At 50.7% G+C, this 19,685-nt stretch carries 13 protein-coding genes; 3 read left to right on the forward strand and 10 right to left on the reverse strand.

Annotated features, from left to right (window positions below; all coding sequences use genetic code 11):
• Window positions 1–95: 95 nt before the first annotated feature.
• From CBR65_RS05150 to CBR65_RS05165, 4 genes are all read right to left on the reverse strand, one after another.
• Window positions 96–1,190: a PepSY domain-containing protein gene (locus tag CBR65_RS05150; RefSeq protein WP_087465863.1), complete on the reverse strand. Its 1,095-nt coding sequence runs from the start codon at window positions 1,188–1,190 to the stop codon at window positions 96–98.
• Between the two features lie 25 nt (window positions 1,191–1,215).
• On the reverse strand, window positions 1,216–3,315 hold the full coding sequence (locus tag CBR65_RS05155; RefSeq protein ID WP_087465864.1) for a TonB-dependent receptor: 2,100 nt from the start codon (window positions 3,313–3,315) through the stop codon (window positions 1,216–1,218).
• 234 nt (window positions 3,316–3,549) lie between these two features.
• Complete coding sequence (locus tag CBR65_RS05160; protein ID WP_087465865.1) at window positions 3,550–5,112, reverse strand: sigma-54 dependent transcriptional regulator; 1,563 nt, start codon at window positions 5,110–5,112, stop codon at window positions 3,550–3,552.
• A 14-nt stretch (window positions 5,113–5,126) separates the two neighbouring features.
• A complete protein-coding gene (locus CBR65_RS05165; RefSeq protein ID WP_087465866.1) occupies window positions 5,127–6,338 on the reverse strand; it encodes a PAS domain-containing sensor histidine kinase in 1,212 nt (403 codons plus the stop codon).
• A gap of 710 nt (window positions 6,339–7,048) precedes the next feature.
• On the opposite strand from CBR65_RS05165, the gene CBR65_RS05170 reads away from it, so the two are divergent.
• On the forward strand, window positions 7,049–8,029 hold the full coding sequence (locus CBR65_RS05170; RefSeq protein WP_087465867.1) for an aldo/keto reductase: 981 nt from the start codon (window positions 7,049–7,051) through the stop codon (window positions 8,027–8,029).
• Here the strand turns inward: CBR65_RS05170 and CBR65_RS05175 are convergent.
• From CBR65_RS05175 to CBR65_RS05200, 6 genes are read right to left on the reverse strand one after another with little or no spacing between them, the layout of a single operon-like run.
• Complete coding sequence (locus tag CBR65_RS05175; protein ID WP_087465868.1) at window positions 8,001–9,356, reverse strand: PAS domain-containing sensor histidine kinase; 1,356 nt, start codon at window positions 9,354–9,356, stop codon at window positions 8,001–8,003. The genes CBR65_RS05170 and CBR65_RS05175 overlap by 29 nt on opposite strands.
• Before the next feature lie 3 nt (window positions 9,357–9,359).
• Window positions 9,360–10,748 carry a sigma-54 dependent transcriptional regulator gene (locus CBR65_RS05180; protein ID WP_087465869.1) on the reverse strand — a complete coding sequence of 463 codons (1,389 nt, stop codon included), beginning with the start codon at window positions 10,746–10,748 and terminating at the stop codon, window positions 9,360–9,362.
• Window positions 10,749–10,775: 27 nt separating this feature from the next.
• Window positions 10,776–13,208 carry an ADOP family duplicated permease gene (locus CBR65_RS05185; protein ID WP_087465870.1) on the reverse strand — a complete coding sequence of 811 codons (2,433 nt, stop codon included), beginning with the start codon at window positions 13,206–13,208 and terminating at the stop codon, window positions 10,776–10,778.
• Window positions 13,202–13,933: an ABC transporter ATP-binding protein gene (locus tag CBR65_RS05190; protein ID WP_087465871.1), complete on the reverse strand. Its 732-nt coding sequence runs from the start codon at window positions 13,931–13,933 to the stop codon at window positions 13,202–13,204. Before CBR65_RS05190 ends, CBR65_RS05185 begins: the two co-directional genes overlap by 7 nt.
• 13 nt (window positions 13,934–13,946) lie before the next feature.
• Window positions 13,947–15,140, reverse strand: coding sequence for an acyltransferase (locus CBR65_RS05195; RefSeq protein WP_087465872.1), 1,194 nt, complete (start codon window positions 15,138–15,140; stop codon window positions 13,947–13,949).
• 31 nt (window positions 15,141–15,171) lie between these two features.
• Window positions 15,172–16,422 (reverse strand): HlyD family secretion protein, encoded by a 1,251-nt coding sequence (locus CBR65_RS05200; RefSeq protein ID WP_087465873.1) that lies wholly within the window; start codon window positions 16,420–16,422, stop codon window positions 15,172–15,174.
• Window positions 16,423–16,761: 339 nt separating this feature from the next.
• Here CBR65_RS05200 and CBR65_RS05205 point away from each other — a divergent pair, with 339 nt between their 5' ends.
• Window positions 16,762–17,997 (forward strand): multidrug effflux MFS transporter, encoded by a 1,236-nt coding sequence (locus CBR65_RS05205; protein ID WP_087465874.1) that lies wholly within the window; start codon window positions 16,762–16,764, stop codon window positions 17,995–17,997.
• Between the two features lie 227 nt (window positions 17,998–18,224).
• Window positions 18,225–19,631, forward strand: a complete 1,407-nt coding sequence (gene rhlE / locus CBR65_RS05210) for an ATP-dependent RNA helicase RhlE (RefSeq protein ID WP_087465875.1) — start codon at window positions 18,225–18,227, stop codon at window positions 19,629–19,631.
• The last annotated feature ends 54 nt before the right edge of the window (window positions 19,632–19,685 follow it).

Below are 19,685 nucleotides of genomic sequence, written 5' to 3' on the forward strand. Positions count from 1 at the left end.
CAAAGGGCCTAATGACAAACGGACTACGAAGCACCTACAACACCAAACTCATTTCGTGCCAGAATCAAAAAATAAGTAAAACAAGTTCTGGTAAATCAGCGTGTTGATCTTTTTTTGAAGTAGCTGATGCCGCCGGTCAGGCTGAGCCAAACCAGGGTAATGCCGCTAAAAAATACCAGGAACACATAAACAGCATTCATGCCGTAGGCGGAGTGTAACGGGTAGAGTTGATTGACTAAACGCCGCGCGGGGCTGACTTCGTCGGAGCGGGCGCTGAGGGTGATGTCGCCGGTAAGGGTGTTGATTTTTACGGAGGTGCGGCCGTTGGGGTGCCATTCGTCTGGCAGGCGGAAACGGATGCTGGCATCCGGGGCGTTGACGGTGGGTAGGCGTATGTAGGTGGGCCAGCCGTCGGGGATGAATTTATGGGCGGCCAGTAAGAATTGCGCGGGGGTTGCGTCTACATGGGAGGTTGAGGGTATGACCTGTTCCAGGTGATTCGGTAGGACGGACACGGGTGCCGGGGACATTAATGGACGGACCAGTTTTTGCCATAACATGATCGAGCCAGTGAGCAGTATCACCACGAGTATGACTGATGCCAAAGCGCCACTGTGGCGGTGGTATTGCATCAGGTAACGCGCGCTGATGTTTTTAGGGAATACCCAGCGCCAGCGAAAACTGCGCTTGGTGGGCCACCACAAGATAATTCCACTGATACACAAAAATAAACCCACTACCCCGCTGACTAATAAAATTCCTTCACCGATGACGCCGGTAAATAATTCCGTGTGCAGGATGCGCATGAACGCAAAAAAATCCAGCAGCCAGAGATTTGTCTGGTGGGGTTCGAGGGTCTCCAACGAGAGTAGCTGGACCTGCTGTTTGTCGATGCCGGTTAATGTCCAGTAAGGTTCTTCCAGGTTAGGCGCTTTAATTAAATCCCGTTGCGCTGGTGCAATGTTTGCGGCAATGACATCGAGTTGCGCTGCCATTTGAGCTACACCGTAGTGTGCTGGTAATTCTGCTTGTGGCACCATCAACCATGTAATCAGCAATTTTTTGTAAACCAGCGAAATACCGCTGAAGGCTGCCAGCAATAGAAAAATCAATACCGCCAATCCGCACCACAGGTGCCAGCGCTCTAAAGTGCTGGCACGGTGGGAACGGCGGGAACGACTGCTAGGCATAGATCAACCGGGGCTGGGAGAAAATTTAAAAACTTTTCTGGTAACCGAGACTAAAGCTGCGCCCCAACCCTTTGAAGTTGCGGATGTCATTGGGGCTGCTCTGCGAATAGTAGGTGTAATAATCTTCGTTGGTAATATTCTGCGCTGCAAAACTGATCGTGCCACCCAGTGCGGCGAGATCGGTACTCAAGTCAATCGTGGTGTAGCCTTCAAATTCATTGATCGTCGTGCCGCTGTTGTTTTTCACGGAGCGATCAAATAAATAATTGACTTGCAGGCGTGAATTGAATGCATCAGACCAGGCGCGATCCCAGCTGATATTCAAACGATCCGGCGCAATGTTGGTACCGTCCAGATCGGAATCCACGCGACCATCATCATCCGAATCATAACGGCCTTCTGCTTGAGCATAACGCAGTCCCAACAAGTCGAGATCTGTGACCGCCCATTGCGTACTCAACTCCCACCCTTCAATCTCGGTTTTTTCGCGATTCACAGTGTAAACACCGTCTGCGCCGCGCTGTAAACGCTCACCGAAATCCGATTCGGAGGTGTAGTAACTCAATTGCGCTTTTACATCGTTTCCGGAATATTCAATCCCGAACTCGGTGCTCTCGGTCAGGATCGGCGTTAAATCCAGAAAACTCTCGACGCTTTGATCAGGCTCGTTGATACCGCGCAGTACGCGGCCAACATCCGGCATGGAAAACGCCTCGGAATAGTTGCCGAACACACGCCACGCGTTCGTTAACTGGTAAGTACTGCCGAGGTTAAATAAGGTTTCGGAAAACTCCGGTTTACCGCCTTCAACAAATCGGCTGCCGTAAGATGCCAGCGTGGTGAAGTCGTCGACTTCCAGTTTGGATTTTTCGTAACGCACGCCGGTGGTAACCACCAGTTTTTCAACGCCGGTAAATTCAGCCTGTGCATAAGGAGCGTAGTTAAGGTAACGCGTCTCTGGCACCCAGGCGCGATTGGTTTGAATCAGGGCTTGCCAGGTTTTATCTTCCAGCAAATCCATACCGTAAACCAGGCTCACCGGTAACCCCGCGATATCATCTTTCGCGAGGGTAATTTTCATCCCCAGTTTTTCCGAATTATTTTGCGACTGGTCAATCAGGTCAGGACCGTAGGCCGGGTCTTGAAAAGTCGCGAGCGGAATAGCTTCAGCGCCGTAGGTCGCTTCAAAATCCTGACGGAAACCTTGAATGCGCAAGCTGTGGCCGAGGAACTCATCGTTGGTGTAATTAAGACTGATAGCCGTCACATTATTGCGCGCGCCCTCGCCTTCGATCTCGCCTTTTACCGCGCTGCTGGGAATGCCTTCTGATACATCGCCGGGGACTGAAACCCACTCGTTGTTACTTTCGATATCGTAGGTGTTCACCATCAACTCGATGCGCTGGTCATCCCAGTTGTAACCGGCTTTAATAAAGCCGTTCAGGGATTCGGAATCCATGGTGTCGCCCTGGGTATTATCCGCACCGATGATGTCGCCGTTGGCGTCGTACGCGATACCGGTGCTGCGGTAACTCAGGCTGGCCAATATGTCGGACTGGCCGAAGCTGTTGGAGATACTGTAATTCACGCCGTAGTCAGCGCTCTCGCCCACATCTTCCGTTTGAAAACCAGTGCTCAAACGGATGCTCTGATCCAGGCCGCTGCCCGGCTTTTTAGTGATCAGGTTGATGATGCCGCCCGCCGCGCCGAGCCCATGGATCGCGTTGGCGCCATGCAGCACTTCAACCCGCTCCAGCATCGCCGGGTCGATAGTACGGCCATCTCGTCCGCCATCGCGCAGGGGGTTGGACTGAGGCACGCCGTCAATCATGTAAAGCGGCTTGCGCCCGCGCAAACTCTCCCCGGCGTTGGTCATCTTCTGCCGGCTTGGCGAGAATCCCGGAATCAGATTCCCCAGAACCGTCGACAAATCGTGTTGCACCGCCAGTTGCTGCTCCAATTCCACCTGACCGATGACCGTCACGGTATTCGGAATGGTGCTCAAGGGCTTTTCAACACGGCTTGAGGTGACAATCACTATCTCCGTCGGGAGATCAGCCAGACTCGGCATAGACACGGCTGCCGCGCACATAAGAAGACACATACCAGAGGATTTGGTAGACATGGGAAATCCTTAATCGGGAAACGAATTAGAGGAGAATTAATGCGACAGGAGGTTACCAGTAATAATAATGATTATCAATATTAGACGTATTACCAGCAAAGCAAATATACGTAATGCCAGGCGCCAGGTGATGATCTGCCCTGCGAATGCAGAGCAAAGAAGAAAATACCCGAGAAGAGTGCATCGCTTAGTGAGCCGAACTCAATCCTGAGCGATGCATTTATTCCCTATTGTTTACTCTGTAATTTCAAACCCTTCTTCGCGCAGCCGCGCGATTTTGTAGCGCAGCGTGCGCGCACTGATGCCGAGACGTTCGGCGGTATTTTTACGACTGCCGCGCTCCATACGCAGTGCATTCATAATAATTTCAAATTCGTGACGCTTGAGGTCATTACCCAACGCCGGGCTTTTATGGGGGTTGGGGTCAATCAACATCAAATGCTGTGGGTCAACATTATTCACATGGAGATGATTATTTATGGATGTCATACCGCCCGACATCATCGGCTGCGCTATTGCTTCCGCTTGCCGGACAAAGGGATTTAAAGGTTGAACATCCTGATTGAAAGCATCCGGCGTATTTGTTGGTGCAGGCCTGCTGAAAGTCTCTTGATTGCTCACGCTGGTGTTATACAAGCCGGTACTTTCCAACCCCAGATCCTCGGCCTGAATCGCGGTGCCGATTTGTAAAATCAATGCGCGCTGCATCACGTTATCCAGCTCGCGCACATTACCCGGCCAGCTATAACCCAATAACGCCTGTTGTGCTGACGAGGATAAGCTGACGCGCCCGCGATTTTGTTTTTGCGCGTGCTTGTGCAGAATTTTTTCAGCCAGCGGAATAATGTCTTCAACACGGCTACGCAACGGCGCCCACTGCAACGGCAAAACACTCAAGCGATAATACAAGTCTTCACGGAATTTTCCAGCAGCAACTTCGCTGCGCATATCGCGGTTGGAGGTGGCAATAACGCGCACATCCAGTTTGATGGTTTTACGGCCGCCCAAACGCTCGACTTCACGCTCCTGCAACACGCGTAATAATTTCGCCTGCAAGCCAATATCCATCTCGGAAATTTCATCGAGTAACAAGGTGCCGCCGTTGGCTTGTTCAAATTTACCCGGCGCACTGCTGTGCGCGCCGGTGTAGGCGCCTTTCTCATGACCGAACAACATGGCTTCGAGCATATTTTCCGGAATGGCCGCACAGTTGATCGCAATAAAGGGTTGCTTGCTGCGCGGTGAATGGTTGTGGATGTAACGGGCCAATACTTCTTTACCGGTACCGGATTCGCCCACCACCAACACCGTGGAATCCGATTGTGCAACGCGTTGGGCGAGCAATAATAATTGTTTACTGGATGCTGCCTGCGCCACCGGTTCATCGCCAGCAAACTGCGCAACACCCACATGGCGCGCTACGGTTTCTACCAGGGTTTGCGGTGCAAAGGGCTTCACCAGATAATCCACCGCACCCTGTTTCATCGCTTCAACGGACTCACTGATGCTCGCGTAAGCCGTGATCAACATCATCGGAATTTGTGGGTGATGCTGTTTTACTTCACGCAATAATTCATGGCCACTCATGCCACCCATGTTGACGTCGGAGACGATCATGCGCACGTCGTCCACACGCGCCAATTGTTGTAGCGCTTCTTCACCGCTGCTGGCGAGCAACACATCGTAATCCGCCAATTGCAAGGTATCGCATAACGCCTCGCGCAGGTTGTTATCGTCTTCAACCACCAGGACTTTGATGGCGTCAGCAAAAGTCTGTTGTTGTGCGGCCAGTGCCATGGGGAGATCTCCGATTAATGTAATTCAGCCAGGGGCATAACCAAAGACGCGCAAGTGCCCTGCCCGACTTTGGATTGCAAATAAAATTTACCGCGATGCGCGCGCGCTACTGCATTCACCACCGCCAATCCCAAACCGGTGCCCTGGGCTTTGGTGGTGACAAATAAATCGCCGACCGAACTCAACAAATGTTGCGGAATGCCCGGCCCGGTATCCAGCACGCGAATCAATAATTGCGGAGGTGCGTCGGTTTGCGCGTTGTATAAACTGAATTCAATCCGCAACTGCGCTTTTTGATCGACCGCCTGAATCGCGTTATTCACCAGATTTAACAAGGCACCAATCAGGGCTTCGCGGTTACATTGAATATATTGCTCGCGGCAGTTATTGATCCACTCGCAGTGCGATTCAGACGTCATCAAAGGCACCTCCATCGCTTCCGCCAGCGCCAGATGTAATTCCGACACACTGATAACATCGTTCAGCGGCAATTCGCCTTTCACGAACAACAGCATGTCCTGAACCTGGCGCTCGATATTGTTGAGACGGTTGAAAATCTTTTCGGAAAATTGCTGGCGCCGCTCTTCATCCAGTTTGCCGTTGCACAAATGCCCGGCGTACAACATGGCCGCCGACAAGGGCGTGCGAATCTGATGCGCGAGTGCAGACATCATCTTGCCCAGTGCGGATAAACGTTCGTGGCGACTTAATTCACCTTGCAAGCGACGGGTTTCGGTTTGGTCAGTCAGCAGAATAATCTGGCCATCGACACCCAGGTTGCGCGTGGAGATACTGATGCGACGACCGTCGCGCGTAGAGACTTCATGCCCATCGTCCTGACGCGGCGCAAAGCTGCGCGCGATCACCTCACGCCACAACTCGCCTTGCAGGGGTTCACCCAGGAGGTCAATGGCGGCGGGGTTGCATTCGGATACACGCCCGGTGGAGTCGAGCACAACGACGCCACCGGGGAGGAAGTTGAGCAGGTTTTCGAGGCGGTTGGCGATTTGTTCTTTTTCGGCCAGTTCTTGCATACGCTGGTCGGCGACGCTGTTGAGTTCCTGGTTGAGTTCGGCAACACGGTTTTCTAATAGTTGATAGGAGTCCACCAGTTGTTGGGACATCTGGTTAAAAAGCTCGAAGGCTTTTTTGAGGTCTTGCCCGTCGCCGTTGTCGTGTGGCAGCAGGGATACGACCTTGGATGCAGATTGCATGCCCGGAACCATGGGCTACTCCTCTGTTTTGGGTGCCGCGTCAAAAAATGCGCGGGTGGGTTGAGTTATAGAGGGTGTTTGCAAAGGTGGTGCCAAGATAAAAAGTTCTTTTTTTACAATGAGTTATAAGTTGGTGCAGGATATTTAGTCAAAACTTTGGCGAGATTCTGGGTGGGTGATAAAGGGGGGGTGGGGATTGGGCAGAAGCCTTTGAGACTCGCCGTGAACCCATCCATGGGGGCTCATCACCGACATCCTTGTCGGTGATGGTCTCAAAGGCTTCTGCCCAATCCCCACTGTGCCATATTCAATATTTGTGTTCTTTTCAAAAGTGAAAACAAGCGAATTTCTTAAATTCAGTTTTCAGGAAAACCGCGCTAGATGTTGGAAATACTGAAAGAGTACAAACTTAAGCGCCCCGGTAGAATTTGATTGCACAACATACCCGCCGATATTTGAAGCCATGAAGGAACATCCTAAAGGTGCGTTTTTTCCTCTAAAAAGTTAGAAAGCAGCACGATGGTGACGTAAGGAATCAGGTGATGGTATGCGAGACCATCACCGACATGGATGTCGGTGATGAGCCCCCACGGACGGGTTCACGGCGTGTCTCGCATACCATCACCTGATTCCGCCCCCAAAACCAAAAAACCAACTTAACACTCATTAACCACCCAACCCTGTAGACTCCGCCCCCGAGCGCTAACAAGAGGAGACAAACAATGAACTACAGAAAACTCGGCAAAAGTGGCTACGACGTATCCGAAATCGGCATCGGCTGCTGGCAACTCGGCGGTGACTTTGGACCGGTGGATGACAACCGCGCAAATCAGATTCTGCGCGCTGCTGACGATAACCAGATAAATTTCTGGGACACCGCCGACGTCTACGGCGCCGGTTTAAGCGAACAGCGAATCGGCAACTACACGCGCAGTAACCCCGAACCACGTTTCATCGCCACCAAAGTCGGCCGCGATGGCCAGTTATTTCCCAACGGTTATACCAAAGCCAAAGTAAAAGCGAACCTCGCAGGTTCGGTTAAGCGGCTCGGCGTCGAAGCGCTGGATCTGGCACAGTTGCATTGTGTGCCTACCGACGTTTTAAAAGCCGGTGATTTGCTGGCATGGATGGAGGATTTTCAGCAGGAAGGGTTGATCAAACATTTCGGTGTCAGTGTTGAAACCATGGATGAGGCGTTGTTTGCCGTTAAGCATCCGAAGCTCACCTCGATTCAAACTATCTTCAATTTATTTCGCCAGGATCAGGCAACTGAACTGTTTCCGGCTGCGCAAGAAAACAACGTGGGTATTATTGTGCGTTTGCCGTTGGCCAGCGGCGTCTTGTCCGGCAAGATGACCAAAAGCCAGACCTTCGCCGAAACCGATCATCGCAACTACAACAAAGACGGCGCGGCATTCAGTGTGGGGGAAACCTTTTCCGGTATTCCCTTTACAACAGCGGTTGATTTAGCGGATGAGTTGAAAACAATGGCGCCGAAGGATATGACGCTAGTGCAACTGGCGATGCGTTGGATTCTCGACCACCCCGCCGTCAGCACGGTGATCACCGGAGCGAGCAAGCCGGAACAGGTGAAAGAAAATGTGGCCGTCAGTGCGTTGCCGCCGCTCTCATCGGAGCTGCATGAAGCGCTTAAGCAATTTTATTTCAACAAGGTCAAACAGCACGTGCGTGGGGTAATGTAGTCAACGACAAGGGCAATTCAATACGCACACAACAACCCGGTGCGTTTGTTTGATTAGTGATGGTGATGCGGCCGTCGTGCGCTTCGATGATTTGTCTGCATAACACAAGCCCGATACCGGTGCCGTGCTTTTTGGTGCTGTAAAACGGGACAAACATATTATCAAGGTTGCTGATGCCGCATCCTTCATCGCACAGTGTCAGTTGAAACATCGCTTCCTTTACGGTCCAGGCAATATAAATTCTGCCGCGTGGGTTGGTATGCGCCATGGCTTCCACGGCATTTTTCAGCAAGTTAATGAATACCTGTTCTATTTGCAGCGGGTCGATGTCGATAATTACATCATCCGCTGTTTCTATTTCAATAGTCGTTTCTTTTAATAGCGCACGTACTTTGTTAATCATGCTGAAAATAGAAGTCGGTTGCTTTTGGGGTTCCGGTAATTTTGCCAGCTGCTTGTAACTATCAATAAACTGCCCCAGACCTGTAGCTCGCTCGGAGATAATATTCAATCCCGCTAATAAATCTTCCCGTCCCGCTATGTGTTCCGGCTGCTTTTGAATCAGGCGCATCAACGTTTGGCTGAGAGACGCAATGGGCGATAGCGAATTATTGATTTCATGGCTGATCACACGCACCAGACTTTGCCAGGCTTTATTTTCTTCCCTTCGCAGCAGCCTGCGCACGTCGGTGATAAATAATAATTTGTGCTGTTTACCCGCTTCGCGAAACTCTTCGACGTGAATATTGAACCGCCCCTGCTGATGACCAAGCGACAATTCCACCACCTGGTGCTCACCGCTGGTAACAGTTTGCAGAAAACTGAGCTGATCCTGCAATGAAGACGTTGCATCACTACTTTCTGTTTTCAGCAGTGTTCTGGCGGCGGGATTGAGCAGGCGCAGCTCGCCGGACTCATTTAACGCGAGTATGGCAACGTCGATATGTTCAATGATGGTTTGCAGTAATAATTGGCTTTCTATTGATTCCCAGCGCTGATGGCTCAAACGCTCTGCGAGTGTGTTAACAGCGAGCGTTAGTTCATTCACAGCGCCGCTGCCATTCGCCCGTCGCGCACGCAAGCTGTAATCGCCGTGGGCCATGGTGCTCACCAGATTACTCACGCTGCGAAATTGATAAGTGAGTTTCCGGTGTATCAGGTAAGCGGTATAACTGATAAGTCCGCCGCTTATCAACAAGGTTAATAAGATTAACCAGATAGAAATGCCGGCGTAGACCATTGTCCACAACAGTATCAGCAATAAAGGTACGGAAGTGCAAAGCGCCAGACGTACCAGTTGTTGCTCCAATGGAATTTTTATCGGCATGGTTTATCGTTCAGTTTGCTCGTGCTTTTCCAGGCGGCGATAAAAAGCACTGCGGCTTAAACCGAGCGATTTGGCCGCTTTCAGCGCATCACCACCAAAGTAGGACAACCGCCTGTTGATAATTTCCTGCTCCATCTCACTCAGAGACTTCAAGTATTCCTGCTCACTGTCAAGACCAATATTTTCTGCTACAGGCGCGATACTATTGATACCCAGATCCGACGGTTGAACGGCTGATGTTTTACACAGGATATGCGCGCGCTCCATCACATGATTTAATTCGCGCACATTACCCGGCCACGCGTAGGTTTGTAATAACTTTTTAGCCGCGCTGCTGATCTCCAGCGGTGGTTGTGAATATTTTTGTGCAGCCTTGGCCAGGAAGGCGCTGGCAAGGGGAAGAATATCTTCGGGTCGATAACGTAAGGCTGGTATTTCAATTTCAACCGTGTTGATCCGATAGAGTAAATCCTTGCGAAAACTGCCCGCGTTAACGGCAAGATTTAATTCGGCATTCGTCGCTGTGACCAAGCGAAAATCCACCGTTTGGGTTATGCCAGAACCCACTTTTTCAAATTGCCGATCCTCTAAAACACGCAAGAGCTTGCCCTGTTGAGAATAAGGGGTATTGGCAATTTCATCGAGAAACAAGGTGCCTTCATCGGCTAGCTCAAAGCGCCCGATACGGGCAGATTTCGCATCGGTAAAGGCACCTTTGGTGTGGCCAAACATTTCACTTTCGAACAGCGACTCTGTAACAGCGCCCATGTTGACGGAAATGTGGGGCGCATGACGACGGGTTGACAGCTCGTGGATCAAGCGAGCGAATAAACTTTTTCCTGTACCGTTTTCGCCAGTCAGCAAGATACTGGCATCACTCCTGGCTACCTGATGTAACGTTTCCAACACGCGCTGCATGGCAGCAGACTCAGCCACAATGTCCGTTGCCGGACGAATCTCGGCCTGTAACAGTTCGTTGTGGCGAATCAACTTTTGCGATTGCTTTTGTGCTTGAGCCAATCGAATCTGGTTGTTGATCGTCATTAACAAACGATCATTCTCCCAGGGCTTCTGGATAAAATCATTGGCACCGCTTTTAATCGCCGCCACCGCTACCTCAATCGTGCCCCAGCCGGTCATGACCACAATGGGCACGAGTTCGTTGTGTTGGCGAATGGTGTTAATCAGGTTTAGCCCTTCTTCACCGGAAGTCGTATCCAGTGAGTAATTCAAATCCATCAATATCAAACTGACATCGTACTGACGAATTGCGGCTATAGCCTGTGCCGGGGAGTCCGCCTTTATCGATGTGAAACCTTCAGCCTGTAGCAACAAGCTCAGTGCCGACAAAATATCGTCATCATCATCAACGATAAGAATGGATTGTTTCATTGTGATCCTGTTATTTTTTTGAAGACATCATTCGTAACGCAACGCCTCGCCGGGCTCCATGCTCAACGCACGTCGTGTGGGTAGCCATGTTGCCGTTAATACCACGGCGGCAACAAGCGCGGTCATTAGCCCCGCGATAACAACCAACCCCAAACCCTGCAACCCGACGATGCGGGACATAGCAACACCCATAGCATAACCTGCCAGCGCCCCCGGCACACCGCCCCATAGTAATTGCCGGACACCCATCATCAAAAATTGTCGACCAATAAGGTAATCCGTTGCTCCCAACGCGCGCTTGACACCGATCTCCTGCGTCTTCTGATTTACAGTATTGGCCATCACGCCATAAATACCACTGGCGGCCAGAACGATAGCAACTATTCCCATCAATAAAAATATTTTGCTGATCAAACTTAAGGGGCCATTGCTGCGTTTGATGATCTCGTTATAGTTTTCCAGATTATACGCCGGCAGTTCCGGATCGATGGATGCCAGGGTGCTGCGCAAGGTGCGCGTGGCCTGTTCAGCATCCGCCTTCATTTGCAAGGCAATTGTCATGTAATTGCGCGGCAATTGTGAAAACGTACGAAACACTGTGGGCGTCTTTCCGGTTTCATCATTTGCCTGCCCGTAAATGGTATGTTCAACCACCCCGATGACCGTCAGCCATGCCTCTTTATCATGGTCTTTTTCGGCAATGCGGATACGTTTACCCAGCGGTGATTCACCTGGAAAATAACGCGTTGCAAATGATTCGGTGATGATCACTGAGCGCGCGTCCATACGATCATCACCACTATTAAAGAAGCGGCCGACTTTAAGTTCAACACCTAATTTTTCCAAAGTATCCACGCTCACAGAAACATAATTGGCCCGCGCATAATCGTCCCCACCTTTACTGATGTATTCCCTGCCCTCCACAGCCATCGCCGGTACCCAACTCCATTCACCCGGCAGGGAAGAGCCAATCATCACGTTACCAATTCCCGGGCTGTTTTCCAGGCGCGACTGCAAAGTCTTGACGAATTCGGTGTACTGGGTGCGCTCGGTATAATCCGCTTCCGGCAAGCGGACCTTGGCGGTCAGGATATTATCGGTATCCACACCGAAGTCCGCGTGAGTGGCAAGGTAGGCACCGACAACCATCGCTGCTGCAGCAATCAACACCGTGGTCGATAAAAATATTTCACTGATCACCAATAATTTATGTAAGCGGCTGGATTTTCTGCCAGCGGCACCGCGTGTACCGTCGCGCAGCACGGCATTAAAATCTGAGCCGGAATTACGCAATGCAGGTAACAAACCGGTAGCCAACACAGCCAATACAATAAAGACAAAAAACAATTTCAGGGTAAAACCGTCTACGCCGAAGTCCCACCAGAATACCGGCTTGTCATCAAAAAATGTCAAGGTAATGCGTTCGACAACTTCCAGTCCCCACGCCAGAACCAGCAAGCCGATCACACCGCCGATCACGCAGATGATAATACTCTCCCACAACATCTGGACGACCAATCGCCAGCGCGGCGCTCCCAGGGCTACTCGTATCGCCGTTTCTTTGCTGCGTTCAATGGCGCGTGACAGCAATAGGTTTCCGACATTGATCAGTGCGAGGCAGAAAATCAACATAGCCGCAATTTGCATGGCATAGACCACCGCGACACCATCGCGCACGGCCGTCATGGGAAAGGTCGTCACATAAGCGCTGATGCCGGTATTCGTTTCCGGGTAACGTTCTTCAAGCCGCTGCATGATCAACGCTAACTGCTTATTAATCTCGTTGCGCGAAACGCCTGTTTCCAACAAGGCAACGCCGTAAAAATGGCCGGCACTGCCACGTGGTAAATGGGTAGCATCTTGCTGCATCGGCACCCACAGATCAGCGGTACGGGGAAACGTGTAACCTTGCGGCATTACCCCAATAATACGATGGCTGACACTATTGATGCGCAGCATCTGGTCTAGCACTTGTGGGTCGCCACCCAGATAGTGTTGCCAGAGATCGTAGCCGATGACGACCACCGGTTCCGCACCAACCTGGCTTTCTGCCTCGGTAAAACTGCGGCCAAGAATCGGCTGCGTGCGTGTCATCGCAAATATATTGGGCTCCGCAATAACGCTATCGTATTGTCGCGCGCCGTCTCGCCCGGATACATTCACACTGCTTTCGCGGTATGCACCAAACTCTTCAACACCTTCAAGACTGGTTCTGACTTCATAATAATCATGCAGATCGATACCGCCCCACTGGGAAATACCCTTGTGAGTAATATTGACCTGAAACAGCGATTCGCCATCTTTAAACGGTAAATCTTTGAATAGCATGTTGTGGAAAAACGAAAATAAAAACAGACTTAAACCGATTCCGGAAGCCATCACCAGAATGGTCAGCACGGAGAAGCCCGGCTTTTTGGCAAGCAACCGACAGGCATATTTGAAATCGTTGATGATTAACACGGAGCTTCCTCCGGTGAGGCAAGTACTTCCGACCTGGCAAAGGTTTTATCGGCAACGATTCTGCCATCCACCAAATCAATCTTGCGCCGTGCGCGCAATGCCGAGCGCGGATCGTGGGTCACCATGCAGATGGTTGCGCCTTCCGCGTGTAGTGTGTCGAGCAACTGCATCACCGCCTCGGCATTTTTCGTATCAAGATTTCCGGTCGGCTCATCCGCCAGAATAATGGATGGTCGTCCGGCAATAGCACGCGCGACGGCCACACGCTGTTGCTGACCGCCGGACAATTGTGCCGGAAAATGTTTAGCGCGATAGAGCATATCAACTTTTTCCAACGCTTCTTTTACACGCTGCTTGCGTTCCTGTTTGTTCAAGTCGCGACGATAGGTCAAGGGTAATTCTACGTTTTCTTCCACATCCAGATCGCTGATTAAATTGAATGACTGAAAGATAAAACCGATTTCCTGATTGCGAATTCTGGCGCGCTCATCTTTGGCGATGCTCGTCACCTCGTGACCGGCGAGCTGGTACTGGCCTTCCGTTGCGACATCCAATAAACCGAGCAATGACAACAAGGTAGACTTGCCACACCCGGATGGCCCCGCAATAGATACATATTCGCCCTGGTAGATGCGCAGTGATATATCACTTAATGCATGGGTTTCTACGTCTTCGGTATAGAATATTTTTTTGATGTCATTCAACGTAATCAGTGGTTCTTTCATAACATGTCATCCATTAATTTTTGATTATTTTTCGGCGCAACCATCTGGCAACCGGTTTTTCCAAAAGATAGGTGCTGAAAATACCGAGCACCATAATGCTGATAAGCGCACCCCAAAATTGATTATCACCTGCATCCGGATTCATCATCACGATACCCCAGCACACCATCATCACCAGGTTTTGCCATATAAAGATGGAAAAGCCTGTTTCCCCTAAAAAGTTCATCACACGACCGGAAAATATTCGCGCAGCCAATCCCCTGCCTCGTGCGAGGTCAACAATAATGACCATGTACAGTGGCATCATCAGGCCGTGACGGAGGAAAAATTTAAACGGCTCCTGAATATCGGGTACACAAGCGATAAGGATCACTGCAATTAAGGCAAGATCTCCCCAGGCAAACCAGAGCCGGCTTCCAGTAGTGATCACGGGGCTAAACCGGGATAGCGAAAACACCTTGGTCAACAATATGCCGGCAACAAAGTGCGCTAGCCAAAAGAGCGGCGTGGCCCCGATAAAGATTTGCCAGAATTGTTGTGGCTCGGCACCCGGCGGAAAGTAGAACGCATAGATAACGGTAGGCAGCAGGGAAATAACAGGAAGCGCGCACAACCACAAAATAGCTTTGCGTTGCGACAACCTCGCCAACGGCGGTAAAAGAAATGGCATGACCGCATAGAGAAAAACCAATGCGGAAATTGTCCAGGTCGGCCATGACCACATCGGTACAAAATCCGGATACCACGCCTGCACCAAGGTTAATGTGGCCACAGCACTGGCCACCAGCATGATGGGATCAACCCCGTTGGCAAGGTGATATCCCGCCGTACTTAATGACAATAAAATCAATACCACATGAATCGGATAAATTCGCGTAGCCCGCATCAACCAGAAGGTTTTTCGCGGAACCGTCAACTGCCCATTCTTACCCCAGTACAAATAAGCCAGGATAAAACCGGACAATAAAAAGAAAAAACTGGTGGACATCCAGCCGTTTGACAGATACGTCAAGAATCCCTTCGGAAGATCACCCATTCCCCGCAGAAGATTCTCAGTACCGGGCTCTTTATCCATGTCATAAAGCGTCCACAAGTGGAAACAAAAAATATGCAGGATAGCGAAAAATCGAATACCGGTTAGCGCTGGCATATAGGTATTCACCTGTTGGCTTTGTTGTTCCATCGTGTTGGCGGCGGGTAATCGCATGTTATTCAACCTTGAATGTTTAGGACGTAGATCAATGGATATAAAAACGCTGATAGGTTTCAAAACGGGTAGTATCTGAAACAAGTATTCTATCGCCCGCCTGCAAACCCGCTATTACCTGAATCTGGCTAACCGAGCCGAGTCCCAACTTCACCTCGACGCGCTCAGCAAATTTTCCGTCATCACTGAGTTTAAATAATGCGGTACGACTGTCGCTTTGTGCGTACAGCGGGCGGTCAACATAAAATGCGTCCGGGATTTCGCTGATCATGATTTCTCCGTCGACGCTTAAGTCCGGTCTTACATCATCCGGCAGTTCTTGTGTGAATGTGACATCAACCAATACGCTGCCATTGAGCACAGCGGGATCAATACGGGATACTCGCCCGGTGATTTTATTGTTGCGGGTATCTACGATAACACGCTGTCCGACAACCACCTGGCGTATCTGAATTTCCGGAATCTGTAATTCAGCGATCAGTGAATGTTGTTGTGCGAGTTTGGCAATACTATCGCCCGTCATTACGCGTTGACCGGATATCAGCGGCATCTCCAATACGATGCTGTCCATACCGGCTTTAACCTCCAGGTTATTGACTTGCTGTTGAATGATCTCCAGGCTTTTTCTGCCTTTATTCAAACGTGCAGCACGTGCGGCATTTTGCGCATCCAGGGTTTTCTCAAGCGTAGTGAGTTGTTGTTGTGCGCTTAACCAACGCTGCTGGTACTGATTCATCGTCAAGCGGCTGCGCTCATAATCCAGTTTTGATACGGCGCCGGTTTTCATAAGTTCTGCACGGGCAGAATATTCCAACACACTGTTTTCATAATCGAGCCGGGCATTTAATATCTCGACTTTCTGTTCTTCGAGGCCGGATTCCTGCACTGCCTGGGCAGCACTCAATTCGGCCTCCAGTGCCGCAAACTCCCACTCCGCTTCCGCCAGTTGTTGTACCAACCGGGAATTATCCAGCACAACAATCGGATCGCCTTTATTCACCAGATTCCCCGCCTTAACCACGCGTTTCGCCACAACACCTTCGACGCTGGCCGAAAGCCATTGAATATTGTCCGGCACCAGGATGCCCGCACCCCTGACCGAAACGCTGAAGTCGCCATGTTTGACTTCCGCTATCACCACTTCGTCACGATCAACGCTGATGTCTGCCTGGGCGAGTTGCCAGAGATAATGCAACACTGATCCCAACCCCAGAATGATTAACAATCCCACAACAACTCGTTTGGTCGCGGGCACCTTTGTCCTGGTAATTGCAATATCCATCAAGGCTCCGTTTTTTAACACTCACTACGCCACTATCTCTATGGCAGCTTCCGTGCCAATTCATAACGCCTTGAAATCGCTGGAAAATAGTGAGTCACGCCTAATAACGAGTCCTGCTTATGGGAAAACCGCTACAAGGGCAATCCCATATTCGGGATATGGATTGTGCTGAATCGTGCTCGCATAGTCCGATATTTTTCGCATGAGCCGTCGATTTTGGCTCTTATTAATCGACTAATCATTAACACTTACTGACAGCCACTGGCGGCCAGTTTGGGTATGATGTCGGCCAGGCTGCTGTTGCCTGTCAGGTAAGCTCTTTGATAACGGAAGTTTTATATGTCTGATTACTCCACTCACCCTACCCCGTCCCGTATTTCCGCGCGGGAATTTACACTGTTGATCGCGTTGTTGATGTCGATTGTGGCCATCTCTATAGACGCCTTATTGCCTGCGCTTGGATTCATCAGCCGGGATATTTCCCTCGCTCACCCTAACCAGGCGCAATACATCATCAGCGCATTATTTTTGGGTATGGCCCTGGGCCAGTTGGTGTGTGGCCCGCTGTCCGATGCGACGGGCCGCAAAAAAATCCTCTATGCCGGTATCGGCCTGTTTCTGGTCGGCAGTCTGATCTGCTTTTTTGCGCAGGATATTAATACCCTGTTGCTCGGGCGTTTTATTCAGGGATTAGGCGTTGCCGGCCCTTATGTGTCTGCTATCTCCATCGTGCGCGATAAATACACAGGCAATGAAATGGCCCGCATCATGTCGCTGGTGATGTTGATCTTTATCATGGTGCCGGCGCTGGCGCCGAGCCTGGGGCAAGCGGTGTTGCTGGTCAGTTCCTGGCGTTATATTTTTGTGCTTTACATTATTTACGCGATGATTATCGGCTTGTGGATTTTTATGCGGTTGGAGGAAACCCTGCCCAAAGCGCATCGCATTCCGTTTTCCACGACCGGTTTTATAGAAGGTTTTAAAGAGGTTATCGGCAACTACCACACCATGTGCTACACCCTGTGCATGGGATTATTTTTCGGCAGTTTTGTCGGTTACCTCAATTCATCACAGCAAATTTTTCAGGAGCTGTTTAGCACCGGCAAATTATTCACCGTTTATTTCGGTGTGCTCGCATTGTTGTTTGGTGTGGCATCGCTGGTGAATGCGCGCTTTGTGGAAAAATGGGGCATGGATTATTTGTGTAGCCGCGCCGTGCGTGGGTTGATTGTCAGCTCCGCTATTTTCCTGGCGGTGCAAATGCTGATGCCGGTTAATTTGTGGATGTTTTTGATTTACGCCGCTGTAGTATTTTTCTGCTTTGGCCTGGTATTCGGCAACATCAATGCCATGGCGATGGAACCTATGGGTCATGTCGCCGGGATCGCATCGGCCATAATTGGCGCAAGTTCTTCGATTATGTCCATGGTTATCGGTACCACCATCGGCCAACTGTACAACGGCACCCTGGTGCCGGTAACCAGTGGTTTTCTGATCCTGAGCATAATTTGCCTGTTTATCCTGCATTTGGCCAAGTCGCGTAAACCTGCGGACGCGGAGCCGGCAGTGGAATAATGGAAGCTATAAGACGGCGGCTAGGTCAGCCGCCGTCGATGATTTCATTTATCGCTGGTGTTTGCGCGGGTTTGTGCGTAGTATGCGCGGCACGACGCACTTCGGTCGGCGTCGCCTCTCCTTTTCGCTGCAGCTTGCCATCTTTCAGATCATCTGCCGCGACACTTCCAGCTCTCCCGGACCGTGCCAAATGATGTTTGGTGGGCAGAGCGACAGGAATAAACCTTATGTCTTTCGATTCCCTCGGCTTACGAGCCGAACTGCTGCGTGCTATTGCTGATGAAGGCTACAGCACCCCGACACCTATTCAATTACAAGCCATTCCTGCCGTATTAAACGGTGGGGACATTCTCGCAGCGGCACAAACCGGTACCGGTAAAACCGCCGGCTTCACCTTACCGCTGCTGGAAAAACTCAGCCAAACCACAAAAACCACTAACGGCCGCCGCCCGGTACGCGCACTCATCCTCACGCCCACCCGCGAATTGGCGGCGCAAGTGTATGAAAGCGTACGCACCTACGGCAAGTACGTGCCTTTACGCGCTACGGTTGTGTTTGGTGGTGTTTCCATTAATCCACAAATGATGAAATTGCGCGGCGGCGTAGATATTCTGGTCGCCACACCCGGACGTTTGCTAGACCTGGTCCAGCAAAACGCGGTGAAATTAAATGAGCTGGAAGTACTGGTGCTCGATGAAGCGGACCGCATGCTGGACATGGGTTTTATCCACGACATCAAAAAAGTCCTCGCACTTTTGCCAGCAAAACGCCAGAACCTGCTGTTTTCTGCCACCTTCTCTGACGAGATCAAAGCACTGGCGGATAAACTGTTAAACCGCCCCACCTTGATCGAAGTTGCGCGTCGCAACACCGCTTCTGAGCGCGTCACCCAACGCGTACATCCGGTAGATCGTCATCGCAAACGCGAATTGCTGTCGTACCTGATCGGGTCCGGTCAATGGCAACAGGTGCTGGTGTTTACCCGTACCAAACACGGCGCTAACCGCTTAACAGAACAACTGATGGAAGATGGCATCAGTGCTGCCGCGATTCATGGCAATAAAAGTCAGGGCGCGCGAACTAAAGCATTGGAAGATTTCAAGCGCAATACCATTCGTGTACTGGTTGCCACAGACATCGCCGCGCGCGGTATCGACATTGACCAGTTACCGCATGTTGTGAATTATGAATTGCCCAATGTACCGGAAGATTATGTGCACCGTATCGGTCGTACTGGTCGCGCAGAATGCGAAGGAGAAGCTATTTCACTGGTGTGTGTGGATGAACAAAAATTCTTGCACGATATTGAGCGATTAATTAAGCGTGACATTGAGGTTGTGGTGTTACCCGGTTTCGAACCTGACCCCAGCATCAAAGCAGAGCCGATCAAATTGGGTCGCAACATGACCATCGGTCGCGGTAATAGCGGTGGCGGGAATGGCAACGGCAGAAACAGTAATCGCAAGAGCGGTGACCGGCCTAAAAGTGCCCAGGCACCGCGCAAACCTGGTTCCTCAAACTCCCAACATAAAAAGCCGGCGAAAACCGGTTCTTCCGTTGCTAAACATACGTCTGCACCTAAACGTGCTCACTCAGAGCATCGGGGAAAGACGCAGGCATCTGGTAATCGTTGAGTAATTACTGAGTTATAAAAAAGCCGCTATTACTGTTGTAACAGCGGCTTTTTT

It is taken from the genome of Cellvibrio sp. PSBB006 (assembly GCF_002162135.1).
Classification (GTDB): Bacteria; Pseudomonadota; Gammaproteobacteria; order Pseudomonadales; family Cellvibrionaceae; genus Cellvibrio.